This is a genomic window from Arthrobacter sp. K5, from assembly GCF_040448525.1.
In the GTDB taxonomy this organism is placed as follows: Bacteria; Actinomycetota; Actinomycetes; order Actinomycetales; family Micrococcaceae; genus Arthrobacter; species Arthrobacter globiformis.
The window spans coordinates 4,097,287-4,116,721 of sequence record NZ_CP159279.1 but is presented as its reverse complement, the minus strand read 5'-3'; the positions used below and the strand labels follow the sequence as shown (position 1 = coordinate 4,116,721).

The window sequence follows — 19,435 nt, the reverse complement described above, 5'->3', positions numbered from 1 at the left end:
GCCGTTGGGGACCGCCCCCACTCAGCCTTTTTAAGGACCCTCCCTAGGGGATCCTCCGGCCCCGTATGACACCCCCGTATGATGGCGAAATAAAACGTCTTTTCAAATGCGTTGCAGGCAGTAGCGTCGCAGGTGGATCCGCCCGCCGCTCCCGCACCGCCGCCGCCTGAAGAAGAAGGTATTCGCCATGAACCGTGTCACCTCCCGCCGCTCCGCCCTTGCTGCCACCCTCGCCGGACTGGCCCTGGCTCTGACGGCCTGCGGTGGCGGCGGTTCCCAGACACCGGCCGCCAGCAGTTCCGACACCTCGCTTAGCGACGTGAAGTCCAAAGGCGAAATCGTCGTCGCCACCGAGGGCACGTACAAGCCCTTCTCCTTCCACGCCGAAGGAGCCGGCGACCTGACGGGCTACGACGTGGAGATCGCCCGCGCAGTTGCCGAGAAGCTGGGCGTGAAGGCCACCTTCCAGGAGACCCAGTTCGACGGCATCTTCGCCGGCCTCGACGCCAAGCGCTTCGACACCATCGCGAACCAGATCTCCATCAACGACGAACGCAAGGCCAAGTACGACTTCTCCAAGCCGTACACCGTCTCCACGGGCGTGATCGTGACGAAGGCGGACAACAACAGCATTACCGGCTTTGACAGCCTCAAGGGCAAGACCACAGCCCAGTCGCTCACCAGCAACTTCTACAAGATGGCCGTCGACGCCGGCGCCAACGTCCAGTCCGTGGAGGGCTGGGCCCAGGGTGTGGCACTGGTCCGGCAGGGACGCGTGGACGCTATCGTCAACGACAAGCTCACCTACCTCGACTACGCCAAGACAAACCCGGACGCCGGGCTGAAGATTGCTGCCGAAACCACGGAGAAGTCCGAAAGCGCCTTTGTGTTCCGCAAGGGTTCCACGGAGCTCACCAAAGCGGTGGACAAGGCGCTGGACGACCTCCGCACCGACGGGACGCTGGCCAAGATCTCAGAAAAGTACTTCGGCACGGACGTCACCAAGTAGATGCCGTTGAACTGGGATCTCATCTGGAGCTCCTTCGGCCCTATTGTCACGGGTGCCATCACCGGCACCATCCCGCTGACGCTGGCGTCGTTCGTGATCGGCCTTGCCCTGGCCCTGCTGGTGGCGCTGATGCGGCTGAGCCGGAACGCCGTGGTGTCCGGCGTGGCGCGGTTCTACGTTTCGGTGATCCGCGGCACGCCGCTGCTGGTGCAGCTGTTTGTGATCTTCTACGGCCTGCCCAGCCTGGGCGTGAAGCTTGATCCCTGGCCCAGCGCCATCATCGCCTTTTCGCTCAACGTTGGCGGCTATGCCGCCGAGGTCATCCGCGCCGCAATCCTCTCGGTGCCCAAGGGGCAGTGGGAAGCCGGCCACACCATCGGCATGTCCCGTGGCCAGTCGCTGCGCCGCATCATCCTGCCACAGGCCGCGAGGGTATCTGTGCCGCCGCTCTCCAACACCTTCATTTCGCTGGTCAAGGACACGTCCCTGGCCTCGCTGATCCTGGTCACGGAGCTCTTCCGCAACGCCCAGCAGATCGCGGCCTTCAGCCAGGAGTTCATGGCGCTCTACCTCGAGGCTGCCCTGGTTTACTGGGTGATCTGCCTGGCACTCTCCTCCGGGCAGTCCGTCCTTGAAAGGAGATTGGACCGCTATGTCGCCCACTGACGGAGCAGCTCATTCGGGAGCCCACGGAGCCACATCACAGGCCCGGCCCGTGCTGTCGGTCCGGAACCTCGCGAAGGCATTCGGCAGCAATGTGGTGCTGCGGGACATCGACCTCGACGTGCGCCGGGGCAACGTGGTGGCCCTGATCGGGCCGTCAGGTTCCGGCAAGACCACCGTGCTGCGCTCACTCAACGGACTGGAAACGCCCGACGCCGGGACTGTCACCTTTGCGGGGCCGGGCACCTCCGCAGGCCCGGGCACCGATCTGGCGCTGGATTTCTCCGCCAGAGTCTCCAAGAAGGAGATTTCAGATCTGCGGGACCGCAGTGCCATGGTCTTCCAGCACTACAACCTGTTCCCGCACATGACCGTCCTGCAGAACGTCATCGAAGGACCAGTCCAGGTGCAGAAGCGCAAGCGGGCCGAGGCGGTGGCCGAGGCCGAGAAGCTGCTCGCCCGAGTGGGACTGGCGGACAAGCGTGACGCCTACCCGTTCGAGCTCTCCGGAGGCCAGCAGCAGCGGGTAGGGATCGTGCGTGCCCTGGCCCTGAAGCCCCAGCTGCTGCTGTTCGACGAGCCCACCTCGGCGCTGGACCCGGAACTCGTGGGCGACGTCCTGGCCGTCATCCAGGAGCTGGCCGACGAGGGATGGACCATGGTCATCGTCACCCACGAGCTTGCCTTCGCCCGCCAGGTGGCGGACGAGGTCATCTTCATGGACGGCGGCCTCGTGGTGGAGCGCGGACCGGCCGCCGAAGTTCTCCGCGCGCCGCGGCAGGAACGCACCCGGCAGTTCGTCCGGCGCCTGCTGCATGAGTTCTGAGCGCGGTTCCGGCGGCGCCTGACGTGTCGGGCGCCGCCGGAAGAACCAGCTCAACAAACAACAGCGCTTAGCGGACGATCCTCAGGGTCACCAGCTGAAACGGCCGCAGGGTGAGCTCGGCGGAGTCCGCCCCAGCCACTACGCCCGTCGCCTCAACCGGACGCTCGAGCAGGTCCACGGTCTGGATTCCCGTGGCCGGGAAGTTGGCTGTGAGCCGTCCGGCCGAACGCTGGCCGAGCGATTCGTACAGCCGGACGATGACGTCGCCGGAGCCGTCTTCGGCCAGCTTTACGGCCTCAATTACCAGGGCCGGGTTGTCCACCGCAACCAGCCCTTCGGCTGGGTGTGCGCCCCGCACCGTCCTCGGGGCGAGGTTGGCGCGGTAGCCCTCCTCCACTGCCTCCGCGATTCCTGCCGCCGGGCGGAGCCAGACGTCAAGCACGTGCCGGCCGCGGTCGGCCTGGGGGTCGGGGAACTTTGCTGCCCGCAGCAGCGAGAGCCGTACGGTAGTGGTGGTCCCGCCGTCGTCCCGGACAGACCGGGCGACGTCGTGCCCATAGGTGGAAGCGTTGGCGATGGCCACGCCGTACCCGGGTTCGGCGACGTGGATCCAGCGGTGCGCGCAGATCTCGAACTTCGCCGCCTCCCATGAGGTGTTCACGTGGGTCGGCCGGAAGACGTGGCCGAACTGGGTCTCCGCCGCCGAGCGGTCGGCCCTCAGGTCGAGCGGGAATCCCAGCTTGAGCAGCTTCTCGCGTTCCTGCCAGTCGACTTCGGTGGAGATTCCCAGGGACGGGCTGCCCGCCGCCAGCGTGATGCGCTGGGTGATGCGGGAGGAACCGGTGAGCCGTTCCACCACGACGACGGCGTCCCCGCCGTGCCGCTGCAGCGTAACCTCCGCGGCGTCGGTAAGGCTGGTGACGTTCCGCCGGTAGAACTCGTCGATGTCCCAGGCGTCCCATTCGTTGGGGGTGTCGCGGTGCAGTTCCAGGTGGTTTCCGAACTGGCCGGGGGCGATGGCTTCGCGGCCTGTCCCGTAATCCCGCAGGGAGGTCAGGAGCCCGTTGTCATCCAGCACGGCACGGATCACGCCGTTGTCCAGGACAAAGCCGCCGTCCAGCGGCGTGGCCTGGACTCCGTCTTGGGTTGACACGGGCACTCCGGCCGCGAGCGCCGGGACCCCCAGGCGGCCATGGGGGCTGGCATTGAGCAGGAACTCCTGTGCCCCTTCGCCGAGGAGTGCCGCGGCAGCCTCGCTGATGAGTGCTTCCAACCCCCTGGCCACGGCTGCGTAGTTCCGTTCGGCGTCCTGGTGCACCCAGGCGATGGCGCTGCCGGGCAGGATGTCGTGGAACTGCTGCAGCAGGACCAGCTGCCACAGCCGCTTCAGCTCGGCCGCGGGGTACGTGTACTCCGCTCCGCAGCGGACGGCGGCGGTGGCGCACCACAGCTCCGCCTCGCGGAGGAGGTGCTCGGACCGGCGGTTGCCCTGCTTGGTCCTGGCCTGGCTTGTATAGGTGCCGCGGTGCAGCTCCAGGTACATCTCCCCCACCCAGACCGGCAACGCTTTGTACTCGGCCTCGGCCTGTTCAAAGAAGGTGCCAGGCGTTCCGATCCGGACTTTCGGCGAGCCTTCCAGGTCGGCCGCGCGGTGCGCGGCAGCGACCATCTCCCGCGTCGGTCCGCCGCCGCCGTCGCCATAGCCGAAGGGAACGAGCGAGATGGTGCCGTGTCCGTGGTCCCGGTAGTTGCGCTCGGCGTGCGCCAGATCCCGTCCGCTAAGTTCGGAGTTGTACGTGTCCACCGGCGGGAAGTGCGTGAAGAGGCGGGTGCCGTCGATGCCTTCCCAGTTGAAGGTATGGTGCGGCATCCGGTTGATCTGGTTCCAGGAGATCTTCTGGGTCAGGAACCAGCGGCTGCCGGCGGCCTTGACGATCTGCGGCAGGGCTGCGGAGTACCCGAAGGAGTCCGGCAGCCAGGCTTCCCTGCACTCGACGTCGAATTCCTTGAGGAAGAAGCTCTTGCCTTCCACGAACTGACGGGCCATGGCTTCCCCGCCCGGCATGTTGGTGTCGGATTCCACCCACATGCCGCCCACGGGAATGAACTGGCCTGACTTCACCTTTTCCCGGATGCGTCCGAAGAGCTCCGGGTAGTATTCCTTGATCCAGGCCAGCTGCTGGGCCGAGGAGCAGGAGAACACGAAGTCCGGGTCCTCGTCCATGAGGGCAACCACGTTGGAAAAGGTCCGGGCGCACTTGCGCATGGTTTCCCGCACCGGCCACAGCCAGGCCGAGTCGATGTGCGCGTGCCCGGTGGCGAGCAGCCGGTGGGCGGACGCGTAGGCAGGCCTGGCCAGCACCTCGGCCAGCGTTTCCCGTCCGGCCGCCGCAGTGCCCGCGACGTCGTCGGGGTCCATGGTGTCCATCATGCGCTCGAGGGCGCGGAGGATCTCGTGCCGGCGTGGCAGTTCCGTGGGCAGCTCGTGCATGAGGCCGCTGAGCGTCAGCACGTCCTGCTGGAGCTCCCACACGGCGCGGTTCAGTTCGGCTATGGCGATGCTGCCAAGACGGTACTGTGGTTCGGTTCCGGCGGTGGCCTTGTCCCCGTACGGCGTCGCCGCGAAGCTCCAGCCCTGGGCAACGTCGGGGTTGGCTGCTGCCTCCACGTAGAAGTCCACGGCCAGGCCGCTGCCCAGAAGCTTCAGCGGGATGTGCTGGTTGCGGGGCGAGATGGCTTTGATGATGGTGCCGTCCGGGCGCCACGCGATCCCCTCGCACTGGAAGCCGGGAATTTCCGTGGTGAAGCCAAGGTCCACCACGATCTCCACCTCGGTATCCGGCGCGGTACCCCAGGCATCCGGCACCTCCCCCTGGAGCCGCAGCCATTTTGTGCTCCACGGACGTCCCCAGGCGGCACCGTGTTCCTGCGGCGTGAACTCCTGGCGCAACGCCTCCAGAACCGGGACAGGTTCATCCGGAACGTCCCAGCTGCTGAGCTCCAGCGGCACGCTGCGACCGTAGATGGCGGGTCCAATCCGTTCGCGGAGAAAGCGGTCCAGGCGGACTTCCGTGATCCGGCGGTCGTCGTGCAATGTGTACCTCTTTAGTACGTGAAAGCAGAAGCGGAGTGTGCTGGCTTTCGTGCGGGCATGGGGGGGTCGCGGTCCGCTTGGGTCCTGGCAGTTCAGCTGCCGTCTGAGCAGATCAACGCTTCCATTCGATGGATAAAATCTACCGCTTTGGCATCCGGCCGCCAAGGCCCCACGCCCGCTACCGCGGCATCGGCGCAGGCGTCGAAATGCGGCCGGAACCCGCGTAGACATTCAGGCTGGTCCCCCGGCTGAACCCGGCCAGGGTGACACCGGTGGACTCGGCCAGCTCCACTGCCAGGCTCGAGGGCGCGCTGACCGCGGTGAGTACAGGGATACCGGCCAGTGCGGCCTTCTGGACGAGTTCGAAGGATGCCCGCCCCGACACCTGGAGCACGGTGTTGGTAAGCGGCAGTCGGCGTTCACGAAGGGCCCAGCCAACTACCTTGTCCACCGCGTTGTGCCGGCCCACGTCCTCCCGCAGGCACAGCAGCTCTGCACCGCCGTCGTCGTCGATCCTGAACAGTCCGGCAGCGTGCACTCCCCCGGTCACTTCGAAGACTGCCTGCGCCTCCCGCAGCCGGTCCGGCAGGGAGGCGAGCGTTTCGACCGGAACGGTGAGCCTGTCGGCGGCGGGGTTGAAGTGCGAAGACTTGGTGACCGATTCAATGGAGTCCGTGCCGCAGATCCCGCACGAGCTGGAAGTATATACGTGCCGGCCGGTGTCCGGCAGGGGCACATCGGGCCGCAACTGGGCTTCGACCACATTGAATGTCTGGACCCCGTTTTCGTCCTCACCGGCGCAGAACCTGAGCGAGATCAGCTGGTCTGCGTCCCAGATGACGCCTTCGGAGACGAGGAAACCTGCCACCAGGTCGAAGTCGTCCCCGGGTGTGCGCATGGTGACCGAGAAGGACAGGTTGCCCAACCGGATTTCAAGCGGTTCCTCCACGGCGAGCACGTCCTCGCGGTGCCTGACGGGGAACTCCAATGCCGCGGCCGAGCCGTCCAGGACATAGCGGTGCACTTTGCGTCGTTGCGTTACGCGGCCCATGGGAGACTCCGCGCTGAGTGGCTGTTCATGCCTCCATCATTGCATCTCAGTCGAGCAGGGCACTCCAGTCCACGGGCCCGCTTTGGGCTGCCTGCTTGGCGGAGGTGCGGGAGGAGGACTTCCGCGCCGGGTTCTTGGGCTTGGATTCGGCGCTCTTGGGTTCGGGAATGGCCGGACCCCAGGGCAGGGCGAAAGCCGGCACCATCTCGCCCAGTTGCACGCCGTGCGGCGGAACCACCAGGACGCCGTCGGCGGACGCCAGTCCACGCATCATGCCGGGGCCGGTGTGCTGCGCGGGCGATGCCATGCCATAGAGGAGCCGAAAGGGCATAAGCCGGGTGCGGCCGGGGTCGGGTTCGATCATGGTTCCGGAGGGGACTTCCCGGACCGGCGGCAGCTGGCCATGTCCGAGGGCGGCCAGGAGCGGTGCGCCCACCGTGGAAAGTGCCATCATGGCGGCCAGGGGGTTGCCCGGCAGCCCCAGCACAAAGCGCCCGTCGGGCAGTTCGGCGAGGACGGCCGGGTGTCCCGGCCGCATTGCCACGCCGTCAATGATCAGCCGTCCGCCCAGTTCAGCCACGGCTCGCCTGAAATGGTCGGTGCCGGACCGGCCGGTTCCGCCGGTGGTGATGACGACGTCGGCAGGCAAGTTTTGTGCCTCGGCGATGCCTGAGTCCTCGAGGCCCTCCAGCCATTCCGCGTAGCCGTCGCCGATCCGGACCTGTTCCCGGCACAGGCCACCCAGCATTTCCACCACGGTGGCCAGCTGCGGTCCGAAGGTGTCACGCACCCGCCCGGGCTGGGGCACTCCCTGCTCCACCACTTCGGAGCCTGTCAGCAGCAGTTTCACCACCGGTTTGCCTAGGACCTCCACCTCGTCGTACCCGGCGAGGGCTGCAAGGGCCACATGGGCGGGGTTAAGCACGACGCCGGCCCTGACCAGCACGTCCCCGGCGGTCGCCTCTTCTGCCGCCTTGCGGATGTGCTGGCCGTTCCTTGGTTCGCCGGGCCTGGCGGTGCCGCCCAGTGTCAGGACTGGCAGCCCGTCGTCGTCCGTGGAGATCACGCCGCTTTCGGTGCGCAGCACCGCCTTGGCACCGGGGGGAATCAGTCCGCCCGTAACGATCACGCTCGCCTGGTGCGGTGCCAGACGCTGCCCCGGCTCGGCCAGGATCCACGGACCTGTTCCGTTGACGGCCCAGCCGTCCATGGCGGACGACGCGTAGTGCGGCAGGTCCTGGTGGGCGGTGATGTTCACGGCCAAGGTCCGGCCCACGGCGTCGCGCAAGGGAACGGGTGCCGCGGGTATCGGCGCAGCACAGTCGAAAGCGGCCTGCCGGGCCTCCTCCCAGGTGTGCGCCAGGTGCTTGGCGGGCGCGTCCGGCTCCCCCGCGTCGGAAGCGGGTGCTGCGTCGGAAGCGGGTCCGGCGTCGGGACCGGGTTCGACGTCAGAAGAGGGTACGGCGTCGGGGACGGAAGCAGTGCCGCCGCCAGCAGCAGTCGCGCCACTGGCAGGCGTTGCCTCCACGGCGGAGTAGGGGTCGTCAGAGCGGTGCTCGGGCGCGGCTGTCATTCCCCCGGAGTCCCGCTGGGCCCCGAAGTGCCGGCGGAACCCACGGCCGGGGTACCTGTCACAGCCTGCGCCTCATCGGCCGCATAGGCCTTGGCAACGGCACGGGCCACCTCCATGGCGCTTTGCATCGCCTGGACATCAGGCGCCTGGCCCGAAGCGCAGTCGAGGCCGGCGGCGAGCCCGGCTATGAAGGTTGTCAGCGGCGCCGCTGGACGCACCACGGAGTGCGCAGCCACTCCCGCGACGGACAACACCTCGTTGATGTCCACGTCCACGTCCTCGAGCTCAAAGGCCCGCAGCAGCAGACGGCACCATTCCTCGAGCGTCTCGTCCTGGCTTTTCATGCCTGCCTCCAAATTCACGGCGGTCCGGTATGCGGGTCATTGCTCCCGGACAGCTACTCCCAACGCGGCGGCATCATCCCACGTGTCCACGTCGTCCGTGGAGCCGGCGGGGACAACCACAGCCTGCACGTCAAGACTAGCAAGGAGGGCGAAGACTGACCCGTGAACCAGGGCGTTGCGTGCGGCGGCAGCCTGCACGGCGCGTTCTAGCGCAGCTGTGCTATAAAAACCCGCCAGCGGTTGCAGCCGCCCGTCGGACGATGCCGCCATGACGCCGTCAGCCCCGGCGCCGGGGAGGGCGTCAAAGAGAGCGCGGACCGCCTCGCCGACGCGGGGCATGTCGCATGCGAGGACCAGGACCAGGTCTGCGGGGTCTGCACCCCTGAGCGCATCGAGGCCGGCGGCGATGGCCGCGGCTGGACCTGCAAAGGGCGGGTCCTCACGCGAGGCGAGAACACCACCGGGAAGGCCCGCCGCCTCAGGTCCCACCACAACGGTGTGCCGGGCACCCGCGGCCGCCGCGAGCGAGCGCTCAAGCAGGGTGGCGCCGTCGAACATCAGGGCAGACTTGGGTGAGCCGCCCAGCCGCGAGGAGCGGCCGCCGGCCAGGATTACTGCGTCAAAGTCCACACACCCAGCTTAAGGCTGCGGGCCCAGACCAGCGTCAGGCTGCTCTTTCCGGGAGCAGGAACGGATCCCACGCCGGTGTGGGCTTCTCCAGTTCCTTGATCTGCCACATGGTGCCCACCGGTGGAGCCGGATCGAACCGGAGCTTCCAGCCCATTTCACTGGGGGTGTGGTCACCCTTGACGTTGTTGCAGCGGAGGCAGGCTGCGACGAGGTTTTCCCAGGAGTCCGCACCGCCCCTGGATTTGGGCTGGACATGGTCTATTGTGTGGGCTGCCTTGCCGCAGTAGGCGCACCGGTGGCCGTCGCGGCGAAGCACACCGCGCCTGCTTACCGCGGTGATCATGTTGTACCGGGGGCGGATGTAGCGATTAAGGAGAATCACGGACGGACGGCCCATGATGTCCTGCGGCCCGACGACAGGATCGTCGCCTTCGGCCACCACGCTTGCCTTTCCGGTGAGCACAAGGACCAGCGCCCGGCGGAATGTCACTACCGCCAGCGGTTCATATCCAGCATTCAGAACGAGTGTGCGCATGCACATACCTCTTCACGGCCGCACCCGGCAGAGGCGCGAGGGCCGGCTGCCCTCTGCATGTCCGGGCTATGGATCGACACCATAAGAGTAAACACTCACTAGGCAGATGAGCGAATCGAACACAAGCATCGTCAGGGTGTGTCCCCAAAATTCATGCGGACGCAAGGCAAAAAAGGACCCCCGCCAACTGGCGGGGGTCCTTTTGAAGGCTTTGGATGTCTTAGCCGCCGACGCGGATGAAGACCGGGCCGGAGCCGACGTTCACGCTGAACAGGGCCGTGGTTCCGCCGTTCCAGCCGCCGTGGACGGCCTGGCCGTTGCCGACGTACACAGCGATGTGGGCCAGGCCCATGCCGCCGTTCTGGTAGTAGGCGAGGTCGCCCGGCCGGGCTTCAGCAGCACTGACGGTGCGGCCGAGTGACAGGTAGCCGGCCGGCCAGCCGTGGTAGTGGACGCCTACGGCGGCGAGTGCGTTGGTAGCCAGCGCGGTGCAGTCCTGGGAGACACCCAGCTGGGCGTAGGCCGCAGCAGCGATTGCAGCGCCCTTGCCGCTGGCGGCAGTGGTCTTCGGCGCTGCCGGGGCAGCGGTCTCGACGGCGGCGGCGGCTTGGACGGCCGGGGCGGCGTCGGCAACCGGGGCCTCAACGGCGGGAGCGGCTTCCTGGACCTTGACAACAGGCTTGGGGGCCTCGACGACGGGAGCCGGCGTGGTGGAGACAGCAGGCTTCTCGTAGGAGATGGCGATGCTGGAAGCAGCGGAGATGTTGGCCGGTGCAGCGGACTGGACTTCCAGCGTGGAGGCCGCGGCGGATTCGCGCTGAACGTTGGTCTCAGCGGCGTTGGCGGCGATGCCGCTGGTCAGGACAAGACCGGACGCAGCAGCGATAACTGCAGCCTGGCGGCCCACGCCACCGGCGTTGTCGCCGACGGCCTTGGCAATGACAGCCAGCGAGTTGGTCTTGGTGACCTCGGCGCGGTGCCGTGCAATGGTCGCACGTGTAGTCATTAATTTCTCTCTTTCGTGTTCCACGGACCGCGGTAGCAGGCCATGGGTTATCGACGCGCCGGCATCTTGGGGGTAAGCCGGCCCGCCTCGAATCGGATTCTTAGCGAAGGGTGTAAAAAGCGGACGTGCCCGTTGCGGACACCGCGTGCAGGAGAGTGCCCTGCGAGGGGTTCAGCGCGCTGATCATCATGCCGTTGCCGACGTAGATGCCCACGTGGGCGCCGCCGTTCTGCATGACCAGGTCGCCGGGAGCAGGCGTTGAAGTGGGCTTCATGGCGTTCCACGCGTTGACGCGGGGAATGCTGATGCCTGCCTGAGCGTAAACCCACTGGGTAAAGCCGGAGCAGTCCCAGCCGCTGGGCGTGGTACCGCCCCAGACGTAGGGGCTGCCAATGCCGGTGTACGCGATTGCAGCCAGCCCGGAAGCTGCGGCGGAGGCCGCACCATCGGTGGACTTGGCGGTGACGGCCAGGGCCGCACCTGCGATCTCGCTGCCGGCCTGGCTTGCGTCGGCCGTCTGGCTCTCATCGTTCGACTGGGGAGCGATGGTTTCGGCGACCGGGGCTGCCACCGTGGTGACGGCAGGGCGCTCGAAGGAGACAGTGGCGGTGGGTGCGGCGGTCACAGCAAGCTGCGATGCCTGGGAACCGGTCTCCGAGGAGGCGGAAACACCAATGTTGGCGTCGGCTGCGTTGGCAGGCATGCCAACACTCAGGATGAGTCCTGAAGCAGCTGCGATAACAGCTGCCTGGCGACCTACTGTGCCGGCATTGGCGCTAACCGCTTTGGACACGGAGTCCAACGGGTTCATACGAACCGTGTGCGCGCGGTGGCGCGCGGCATTGTGGCGTGAAGACACGAAGGTAGCCTCTCCCAATGCCTACGAGGTGAGCTGTCGGATTCGGATGGGAGTCACCCGGCCGCTCCGCTTCCTGGGAAGCATTGCGACTTAACCCCAAGGCCTTCTTGCGAAGACCAAAATTGGTTCCCCCGCCCCTGCCAGACGATGTAATGCGAACGGACCTTGAGCGGTGGCAGAGTTAGGCAATCCACTCAAGAGCGTCAACTTCGGAAAAGTTGACGCGGTTTAGACGGTACAGCAGTTCGGAGCCAATGTCACATTCAGGTCACGGCGTGTCACAGGAATGAGAGTGCTCACTCGGCTTGGCTCAGAGCCAGCCGGTGGGATCAACGACGTCCCCGTTGATCATCACCTCGAAGTGGAGGTGGCAGCCGGTGGAGGCGCCTGTGGTCCCGCTGAGGGCGATTACTTCGCCGCGGGTGACCTTCTGGCCAACCTGGACGCTGGAGGACGACAGGTGGTTATACGTGGTCTCGAGGCCGTTGCCGTGGTCGATCACCACGCGGTTGCCTCCCCCGTACGGGTGCCACCCCGAGAATGTCACAGTGCCGCTGGCTGCGGCCAGCACCTCGGTGCCGCACTGGGCGGCAAAGTCCTGGCCGCGGTGGAACTCGCCGGCGCCGCCGGTGATCGGGCTGACCCGGTAACCGAACGGCGAGGACTTGACCAGCGTGGTCAGCGGGCCACCCAAGGTGCCCACCGACGCCGAACGGCTGATGCTGCCGGCCGACTGGGCGCTCAGGAGCTGCTTGAGCTTTCCGTCCGGGTCACCGGTGGTGGAGACGGACGTGCGGCTGAAGTCGATCTTTGCCGCCGCTTCAGCCGAGACTTTGGGCTGGGCCGGGGAGGCAACGGACGCGGACGCCTCTCCCTGCTGCTCTCCGGCGGCAAGAACAGGACTGGTGGCGGGGACGGTCACAGTCAGCAGCAGGCCCGTGGCGGCAAGGGCTACGCCGGCTTTTTGCCCAACGCCGCTGGCCGAGGCGAAATCCGTAACCTGCCGGAACGGACCCCGGCGGCGACGGCGCGCTTCACGCTGGGCGTCCCGGGGACGGTCCGCGGCAATGGCCTCCGCGAGGCGCGGCTCCGGAGCGGGACCGGACGCGCGGCGGCGGCCCCGGGCATTCTGCATGGACAAGTACTGTTTCCTCTCTGGATAGCCTGCGAAGTTAGCTGTCGGATTCGGGTCAGAGAGTTCGGACCCGGTCCGCCGTAACAAGCCATTCCGGCACAGGGGTATCCCAGGAGGATTCCTTCTGCGGAAGAGACTTGCTGCTGCGGACTTCACCCCAAGGCTGTTAGAAACAGCCGGTTGTGGTTCCCCCGCCCCTGCCAGTGGGTGACTCGTGCTGCTGATCTGCTGGCAGGGTTCGGCTCCAGATCAGGTAACGCTTGTGTATCGGCGTTGCCGTTTAACTATAGGCGATTAAAAGGCACAGTAATAATTCCGTTATATTCACTGTGCAAAAGTGGTAGGTCATCCTGCCTGCAGATGTCAGACAGATGCGTCATGGGCCCCGAGGGGCTGTTGAGAAGCTAGCCGACTCGCACGAACACGTGCGCAGCCACTTCCGGCGGCAGCTCAAGGGCACCTTCGAAACCGGGCACGCGGACAGAGATGTACTCCCCCACACGCTCCAGCGAGACGGCAGCGCCGGGCCGGATCCCGCCTTCATCCAGCTGGAGCAGCAGCTCCGGCTCCACCTGGATGGGTTCTGCCAGACGGATGACGGTGACCTGGGATTCCGGGCCGTAGCCGGTCATGGCATCGAGCAGGCTCACCACCCCGTCCGTAAAGGGGCTGGCAGGCGGCCCGCCCAGCGCCGCAAGGCCGGGGATCGGGTTGCCGTACGGCGACTCTGTGGGGTGGTCGAGCAATTCGTAAATCCTGCGCTCCACCCGTTCGCTCATGACGTGCTCCCACCGGCAGGCCTCGTCATGCACGTAGGCCCAGTCGAGGCCGATGACGTCGGCGAGGAGGCGTTCGGCGAGCCGGTGCTTGCGCATCACCTCGGTGGCGCGCTTCCGGCCCACTTCGGTCAGTTCAAGGTGGCGGTCATTGGAGACGACGACTAGGCCGTCGCGCTCCATCCTGCCGATGGTCTGGGAAACGGTGGGGCCCGAGTGGCGGAGGCGTTCGGCGATGCGTGCCCGAAGCGCCACGATGTTCTCTTCCTCCAGCTCCAGAATGGTGCGAAGGTACATCTCCGTGGTGTCGATCAGATCCGTCATTCAGCTCAGCTCCTCGAGCACAGTATTTGTGTCCGTCCCACCGTACCGCGGGCCCGCCGCACCGGGATCCGGCAAGCTGCAGCGGCGGTCGTATATCCGACGGCGGCGCAGCACCGGCTGTCTGCCCGTACGTTCAGTGCCAGCTTAGCCTATTTTGAATTAGTCCGGATAATTCGCAGGGCGGGCGGCGGGCACTGTCTCAGTGACTGGACTATGACGGGGGCGTGTTCCTCCGGTATCGGCGCTTCGGGCAGAATAAGGAGGGTCGACGTGGCGGTCAAGGTTGTCTGCCGGCCATCGCCCCGACCCAGCCGAACCGCATTTCCATGCCGAAAATTGGAGCCACTGTGAGCGACACCAGCATCACTATTCCCGCAAACCTCCTGCCCAAGGACGGACGGTTCGGCGCCGGTCCCTCCAAGGTCAGGCCGGAGCAGATCGAGGCGCTCTCCGCAGCCGCCACGACGCTCCTTGGCACGTCCCACCGCCAGGCCCCGGTGAAGAACCTCGTTGGCTCCGTCCGCGAAGGCCTCAGCACTTTCTTCCGTGCCCCCGAAGGCTACGAAGTGGTCCTGGGTGTCGGCGGTTCCACCGCGTTCTGGGATGTCGCCAGCTTCGGCCTGGTGGAACAGAAGGCGCAGCACCTGTCGTTCGGCGAATTCGGGTCCAAGTTCGCCGCGGCCACCAACAAGGCGCCGTTCCTTGCGGAATCCTCCATCATCAAGTCCGAGCCCGGCACCTGCCCCGCCCCCAAGGCCGAGGCGGGCGTTGACGTTTACGCCTGGCCGCAGAACGAGACCTCAACGGGTGTTGCCGCGCCCGTCCAGCGGGTGAATGGCGCCGACGAGGGCGCACTGGTGCTGGTGGACGCTACCTCGGCTGCCGGCGGCCTTGACGTCGACGTGGCCCAGACGGACGTCTACTACTTCGCACCGCAGAAGAACTTCGCCTCCGACGGCGGGCTGTGGCTGGGCCTCTTCTCCCCGGCAGCGCTGGAGCGGGCCGAGCGCGTCAAGGCGAGCGGGCGCTGGATCCCTGACTTCCTGGACCTGAAGACCGCCATCGACAACTCCAAGCTGAACCAGACGTACAACACCCCGTCGCTGTCCACGCTCGTCACGCTGGATGCCCAGGTGCAGTGGCTGAACGCCAACGGTGGCCTGGACTTCGCCGCCGGACGCACGGCCGACTCGGCCGGACGCATCTACAAGTGGGCGGAAGCCTCCGAATTCGCCACGCCGTTCGTTGCCAATGCCGCCGAGCGCTCCAACGTGATCGCCACCATCGACTTCGATGACTCGATCGATGCCGCTGCGATTGCCAAGGTGCTCCGCGCCAACGGCATCGTGGACACCGAGCCCTACCGGAAGCTGGGACGCAACCAGCTGCGCATCGCCACCTTCGTGGCCATCGAGCCATCCGATGTTTCCGCCCTGCTCGAGTGCATCGACTACGTGGTTGGCGAGCTGAAGAAGTAGCCAGGAGTTTGAGTTGATGTCCAGATAATCGGAGCTCCACGGCCGTTTAGCCCCATTATCTGGACAAAACTCTTCCGCTAAGGTTCGACGGCGTCGGGCGGGCTTGCGCCAGGCCGGTTCCGTCCGGACTCATGGGAATGCCCCCGCTACCTACGAGGTAGCGGGGGCATTCCGCATTAAGTCCCGGCTGATCCGGCGGTGTGATCAGTCCTGCTCTCGGCCGCGAGTTTCAGTCTCGCCATTGGTACCAGCCTCATCCCCGGAGGCCGCGTCGGCGCCAGACTCTGTTTCGGTGTCGGTGTCGGACCCTGTTTCGGTGTCGGACCCTGTTTCAGCGGCGGCTTCGGCGCCCGCGGCCGTCTCACCCGGAGCGCCGTCGGCCCCGTCTTCAGCAGGAGCTTCGTCCTGGGCGTCTTCCGCGTCCTGCTCCTGGGCGTCCTCAGGGCGCACGCGCTCGGCCCACGGCACCCACTCCGGGGCGAGGATCGAGTCTTCCGAGGGAAGCAGGCCAAGCTCGTTGACCGTGATCACCTTGGAGCGGGAGTTCCGGGTCAGGACGGCATACCACTGCCAGCCGATGTACCCCGGCAGCCGTGATTCAAAAAGGTGCGTCACCACGCGGTCGCCCTCGGTGCGGGCGGCCAGGTGCTCCCCGATTTCGGATGCCTTCGCAATGCCTTCGATGGCGGTCCGGGCGGTGTCCACGGCAGCGGCCAGCACGGCGTCGGGTTTCCCCGTCCGCCACACCGGGACACCGGCACGCCGCTTGGGTGCCTTGGGTTCCACCTTGGATTCGGCCTGTTCAGGTTCCGGGTTCATCGGGAGGCCTAGGCGTCCAGCTCGTCGGCAACCTTACGCAGGGCAGCGGCAATGGCCTTGCCCTTGTTGCCATCCGGATACTTGCCGGACGACAGCGTGCCGGACAGGTTGTCCAGAACCGTCACCAGGTCCTGCACCAGCGGGGCGAGATCCCTCGCGCTGGGGCGCTTTGCCTTGGCGATGGACGGCGTCTTTTCGAGGACGCGCAGGCCTAGGGCCTGGGCGCCTTTGCGTCCGTCCGCGACGCCGAACTCAACCCGGGTGCCGGCTTTCAGTTCAGAAACTCCGGCGGGCAATGCGGACTTGGGAAGGAACACTTCCTGCCCGTCCTCGCCCGCGAGGAATCCGAAACCTTTGTCCTTGTCGTACCACTTGACCTTGCCGGTAGGCACCTAATCAACCTTCTTCGTTCTGACGTTCTGGGACATGGCCAGCCGTCACCGCATCCACACTGATGTGCGGGTTCAAGGTATGACTGACTGGTCCATGTTGGTCTGTTCCTTCAAGGTTATCCTGACTGGCAGGCTAATCCCGCTTTGAGGCGCGGCCGCGGCGCTGCTGTTAGCGTTACGTCCATGAAATCCGCGCGTTTCCGGCGGCCAATGATGGCCACCGCAGTGCTCCTTGCAGTTTTGTCCCTTGCCGCCGTCGGGGCGGTCATGGCGTTGGCCGCTGCGGGCCAGGCCGCGCCGCAGTGGATCACATCAACGGCGCTCTACGGCCTTCCGGCGGCCTTCCTGCTGATGCTTGTGCTGGTGGTCGACGGCGTTGCCGCCCGCCGCCGGGCAGGAAGCCCCGGCGGGCGGTAACGTTGGACTGATGTCCCTCATTCGAGCGCTCAGCAAGGAACTGGAGGCACGCAGCGACGAGTCACTGCGTGCCCTGTTCGCTGCGCGGCCGGACCTGATCTCCCCCGGCGTTCCCGACTTCCCCGCGCTGGCCGCCCGCGCCAGCGCGCGGGTGAGCGTGCAGCGGGCCCTGGAACGACTGAACCGCCCGCAAATGCAGGTCCTCGAGACCCTGCACCTGTGCACCAACACGGACACCGGGCACAGCGCATCGGCCGCGGTGCTGAAGAAGTCCATCGCAGGGGCCACGGTGGCGGCCATCGAGCAGCTCCTGCAGTCGCTGCATGACCTGGCCCTCGTGCAGCGGGCGGAGCCGCCGCACGGCGCGGGACCCGGCGCCCAGCGGCAGCGCTTCTACCTTCCGGTGAGCAGCCTGAAGGACGTCGTCGGGATCTACCCCGCAGGGCTGGGGCGCAGCTACACCGAGCTGGTCAGGCTGCAGCCGGCTTTCGCCCAGCGCGTTGTCCAGCTTGTCGCGGAGCTGCACCGCAGCGGCGCCGCCGTGCAGCCGGCCACCACCCCGATGGAGGCGGCGCTGGCGCTGCAGCACTGGACCTCTTCCCCAGAAGGGCTGCACGCGCTCCTCGGCAGCGCCCCCGAACGGACAGCTGCACTGCTGGCACGGTTCAGCAACTGGGCCATGGGCGCCGTCCCCCAAGCCCAGCGGAAGGCTTCCGTCACAACTGAAGGTCACGACGTCGGGCCCGTCGACTGGCTGTTGGCCCGGGGCCTGCTGGTTCCGCTGGACGCCGCCCACGTGGAACTTCCGCACAGCGTGGGCATCTCCCTGCGCGGCGGCGCCATCATCGACAACTTCTCCCTCACGCCCCCGGCGCCGACGCTCGGCGTCACCACTGCCGCGCTCCGCCGCAATGCCGCGCTCGGCGCGATCGCCGAGACCCTGCGCCTCACCGGCGAACTGCTGCACGCCGTGAGGGGCCAGCCCCTGGCCACCCTGCGGAGCGGCGGCGTGGGCATCCGCGAAATGCGGAGGCTCGCCGAGACGCTCCGCGTGGACCACCACACCACCGCCGTGCTGCTGGAGCTCAGCGCCCTGGCGGGCCTGATCCGGCTGGACGTGGACAGCTCGTGCTGGGTGCAGCCGCCCCAGCTGGAATGGCTCGGACTGCCGCGGCAGGAACAGTGGCTGTGGCTCGTCAACGCCTGGCTGGCGAGCGAGCGGGCCCCGTCACTCGTGGGGCAGCCCATCAATGGCCAGCCCGCAGGGCCCGCGAGCCACCGGGCCGCCCCGGCGGCCACCGTCAACGCCCTCTCCGCCGAGGCCCAGCGGGCCGACGCCCCAGTCATCCGCAAGAGGATCCTGGAGATACTGCGGGAGCTGACGCTCGAAGCGGAGATGCCGGACGGTGCGGCGCCGGTACTCAACGCGGAGGCAGTGCTGCAGCGTGCCGAGTGGTCCCAGCCCCGCATGGCGCGGCGGTTCAGTTCCCTGATCGGCGGCGTCCTGGCCGAGGCGGAGCTGCTGGGGCTGATCGGGTCCGGTGCCCTCAGCCAGCTGGGCGCCGCCATCGCCGCGGATGCGCCTGACGACGCCATGAACCTCCTCGGCGAACACCTGCCCGCAGCCCTCAACCACGTGCTCCTGCAGGCGGACCTGACCGCGGTAGCGCCCGGCTATCTGTCCCCCGAGCTGGCCGAGCAGCTCCAGCGGATGGCGGACGCCGAAGGGCAGGGCCCGGCCACCACGTACCGGTTCTCCGTGGAGTCCATCCGGCGCGCACTGGACTCGGGCCAGGACGCAGCAGCAATCCTCGATTTCCTCCGCCGGCACTCCGCCACCGCCGTTCCGCAGCCGCTGCAGTATCTCGTGGAGGACACGGCCGCCAGGCACGGCAAGCTGCGGGTCGGGGCGGCCGCCAGCTTCATCCAGAGTGACGACGAAGCCGCACTCAGTGAGCTCTGCCGGGAAGCTGCAGCCTCATCCCTGGGCCTGGTCCGGATCGCCCCCACCGTCCTGGTCTCCATGGCCTCTCCCCGGCAGACGGCCCTCGTGCTGCGCGGGCTGGGACTGTCACCCGCCGTAGAAGAGGCCGGATCCGCCGTCGTACACCTCAACCGCACCGCGCCCGCAGCGGCCACCGGGCGCCCCGTCTACAGTGCGCCGCGAACCGCCCTCCCCGACGCCGACGTCACCGCCCAGCTCGCCATCCTCCGCCGCCATGCGGAGCACGGCGGCAGCCCCAACGGTGCCCGTCCGGCTCCCGCCGGCGGCGAGGAGGCAACCCAGCTGGGACTGGAGACCCTGCACAAGGCCATCCGGCTCCGGCAGAAAGTCGTGATGAACGTGGTGGACAGCCTGGGGAATGCGAAACTGGAAACGGTGGTTCCGGTATCCGTGGCGGGCGGACGCGTCCGTGTCTTTGACCCCGCGAAGGACACGGAGCGGGTGCTTTCCATCCACCGCATCATCGATATCGAGGCAGCAGAGGAAATGCAGCAGTGAA

Annotated in this window: 18 protein-coding genes and 2 riboswitches; of the genes, 6 read left to right on the top strand and 12 right to left on the bottom strand. The window is 67.0% G+C overall.

Annotated features, from left to right (window positions below):
• Positions 1-187 precede the first annotated feature (187 nt).
• Genes ABRP34_RS18775 through ABRP34_RS18765 form a run of 3 tightly spaced genes read left to right on the top strand, consistent with a single transcriptional unit; the run spans position 188 to position 2,498 of the window.
• Positions 188-1,009, top strand: a complete 822-nt coding sequence (locus ABRP34_RS18775) for an amino acid ABC transporter substrate-binding protein (RefSeq protein ID WP_353711313.1) — start codon at positions 188-190, stop codon at positions 1,007-1,009.
• Positions 1,010-1,675 carry an amino acid ABC transporter permease gene (locus ABRP34_RS18770; protein ID WP_175305015.1) on the top strand — a complete coding sequence of 222 codons (666 nt, stop codon included), beginning with the start codon at positions 1,010-1,012 and terminating at the stop codon, positions 1,673-1,675.
• Positions 1,662-2,498 (top strand): amino acid ABC transporter ATP-binding protein, encoded by an 837-nt coding sequence (locus tag ABRP34_RS18765; protein ID WP_003804651.1) that lies wholly within the window; start codon positions 1,662-1,664, stop codon positions 2,496-2,498. Before ABRP34_RS18770 ends, ABRP34_RS18765 begins: the two co-directional genes overlap by 14 nt.
• Before the next feature lie 67 nt (positions 2,499-2,565).
• On the opposite strand, the gene ABRP34_RS18760 is transcribed toward ABRP34_RS18765, so the two are convergent.
• The 10 genes from ABRP34_RS18760 to ABRP34_RS18715 all read right to left on the bottom strand — a co-directional run bounded on the left by ABRP34_RS18760 (position 2,566) and on the right by ABRP34_RS18715 (position 13,825).
• On the bottom strand, positions 2,566-5,592 hold the full coding sequence (locus ABRP34_RS18760) for a glycoside hydrolase family 38 C-terminal domain-containing protein (protein ID WP_353711312.1): 3,027 nt from the start codon (positions 5,590-5,592) through the stop codon (positions 2,566-2,568).
• A 178-nt stretch (positions 5,593-5,770) separates the two neighbouring features.
• Complete coding sequence (gene fdhD / locus ABRP34_RS18755; protein WP_353711311.1) at positions 5,771-6,643, bottom strand: formate dehydrogenase accessory sulfurtransferase FdhD; 873 nt, start codon at positions 6,641-6,643, stop codon at positions 5,771-5,773.
• 46 nt (positions 6,644-6,689) lie between these two features.
• A complete protein-coding gene (locus ABRP34_RS18750) occupies positions 6,690-8,216 on the bottom strand; it encodes a molybdopterin molybdotransferase MoeA (protein WP_353711310.1) in 1,527 nt (508 codons plus the stop codon).
• Positions 8,213-8,560, bottom strand: coding sequence for a DUF6457 domain-containing protein (locus tag ABRP34_RS18745; RefSeq protein WP_353711309.1), 348 nt, complete (start codon positions 8,558-8,560; stop codon positions 8,213-8,215). The genes ABRP34_RS18750 and ABRP34_RS18745 overlap by 4 nt, the downstream gene beginning before the upstream one ends.
• Positions 8,561-8,596: 36 nt before the next feature.
• Entirely contained in the window at positions 8,597-9,190 is a 594-nt protein-coding gene (locus ABRP34_RS18740) for an NTP transferase domain-containing protein (protein WP_353711308.1), read from the bottom strand.
• Positions 9,191-9,224: 34 nt separating this feature from the next.
• Complete coding sequence (locus ABRP34_RS18735; protein ID WP_003804664.1) at positions 9,225-9,725, bottom strand: HNH endonuclease; 501 nt, start codon at positions 9,723-9,725, stop codon at positions 9,225-9,227.
• A gap of 220 nt (positions 9,726-9,945) precedes the next feature.
• Positions 9,946-10,731 (bottom strand): NlpC/P60 family protein, encoded by a 786-nt coding sequence (locus tag ABRP34_RS18730; RefSeq protein WP_353711307.1) that lies wholly within the window; start codon positions 10,729-10,731, stop codon positions 9,946-9,948.
• A 100-nt stretch (positions 10,732-10,831) separates the two neighbouring features.
• Entirely contained in the window at positions 10,832-11,434 is a 603-nt protein-coding gene (locus ABRP34_RS18725; RefSeq protein ID WP_353711306.1) for a C40 family peptidase, read from the bottom strand.
• Positions 11,435-11,594: 160 nt separating this feature from the next.
• A riboswitch (cyclic di-AMP (ydaO/yuaA leader) is annotated at positions 11,595-11,788 on the bottom strand.
• A gap of 112 nt (positions 11,789-11,900) precedes the next feature.
• A complete protein-coding gene (locus tag ABRP34_RS18720) occupies positions 11,901-12,725 on the bottom strand; it encodes a M23 family metallopeptidase (RefSeq protein WP_353713405.1) in 825 nt (274 codons plus the stop codon).
• Positions 12,726-12,736: 11 nt separating this feature from the next.
• A riboswitch (cyclic di-AMP (ydaO/yuaA leader) is annotated at positions 12,737-12,979 on the bottom strand.
• A 150-nt stretch (positions 12,980-13,129) separates the two neighbouring features.
• Positions 13,130-13,825, bottom strand: coding sequence for a metal-dependent transcriptional regulator (locus ABRP34_RS18715; RefSeq protein WP_353711305.1), 696 nt, complete (start codon positions 13,823-13,825; stop codon positions 13,130-13,132).
• A gap of 347 nt (positions 13,826-14,172) precedes the next feature.
• Here ABRP34_RS18715 and serC point away from each other — a divergent pair, with 347 nt between their 5' ends.
• Complete coding sequence (serC, locus tag ABRP34_RS18710) at positions 14,173-15,303, top strand: phosphoserine transaminase (protein ID WP_353711304.1); 1,131 nt, start codon at positions 14,173-14,175, stop codon at positions 15,301-15,303.
• Between the two features lie 204 nt (positions 15,304-15,507).
• On the opposite strand, the gene ABRP34_RS18705 is transcribed toward serC, so the two are convergent.
• Both ABRP34_RS18705 and ABRP34_RS18700 read right to left on the bottom strand, forming a co-directional pair.
• Positions 15,508-16,122, bottom strand: a complete 615-nt coding sequence (locus tag ABRP34_RS18705; RefSeq protein ID WP_353711303.1) for a DUF3027 domain-containing protein — start codon at positions 16,120-16,122, stop codon at positions 15,508-15,510.
• Between the two features lie 8 nt (positions 16,123-16,130).
• Entirely contained in the window at positions 16,131-16,514 is a 384-nt protein-coding gene (locus ABRP34_RS18700; RefSeq protein WP_003804678.1) for a cold shock domain-containing protein, read from the bottom strand.
• Between the two features lie 183 nt (positions 16,515-16,697).
• Here ABRP34_RS18700 and ABRP34_RS18695 point away from each other — a divergent pair, with 183 nt between their 5' ends.
• On the top strand, positions 16,698-16,931 hold the full coding sequence (locus tag ABRP34_RS18695) for a hypothetical protein (RefSeq protein ID WP_353711302.1): 234 nt from the start codon (positions 16,698-16,700) through the stop codon (positions 16,929-16,931).
• A gap of 10 nt (positions 16,932-16,941) precedes the next feature.
• Positions 16,942-19,434 (top strand): helicase-associated domain-containing protein, encoded by a 2,493-nt coding sequence (locus ABRP34_RS18690; protein ID WP_353711301.1) that lies wholly within the window; start codon positions 16,942-16,944, stop codon positions 19,432-19,434.
• Position 19,435: the final 1 nt, after the last annotated feature.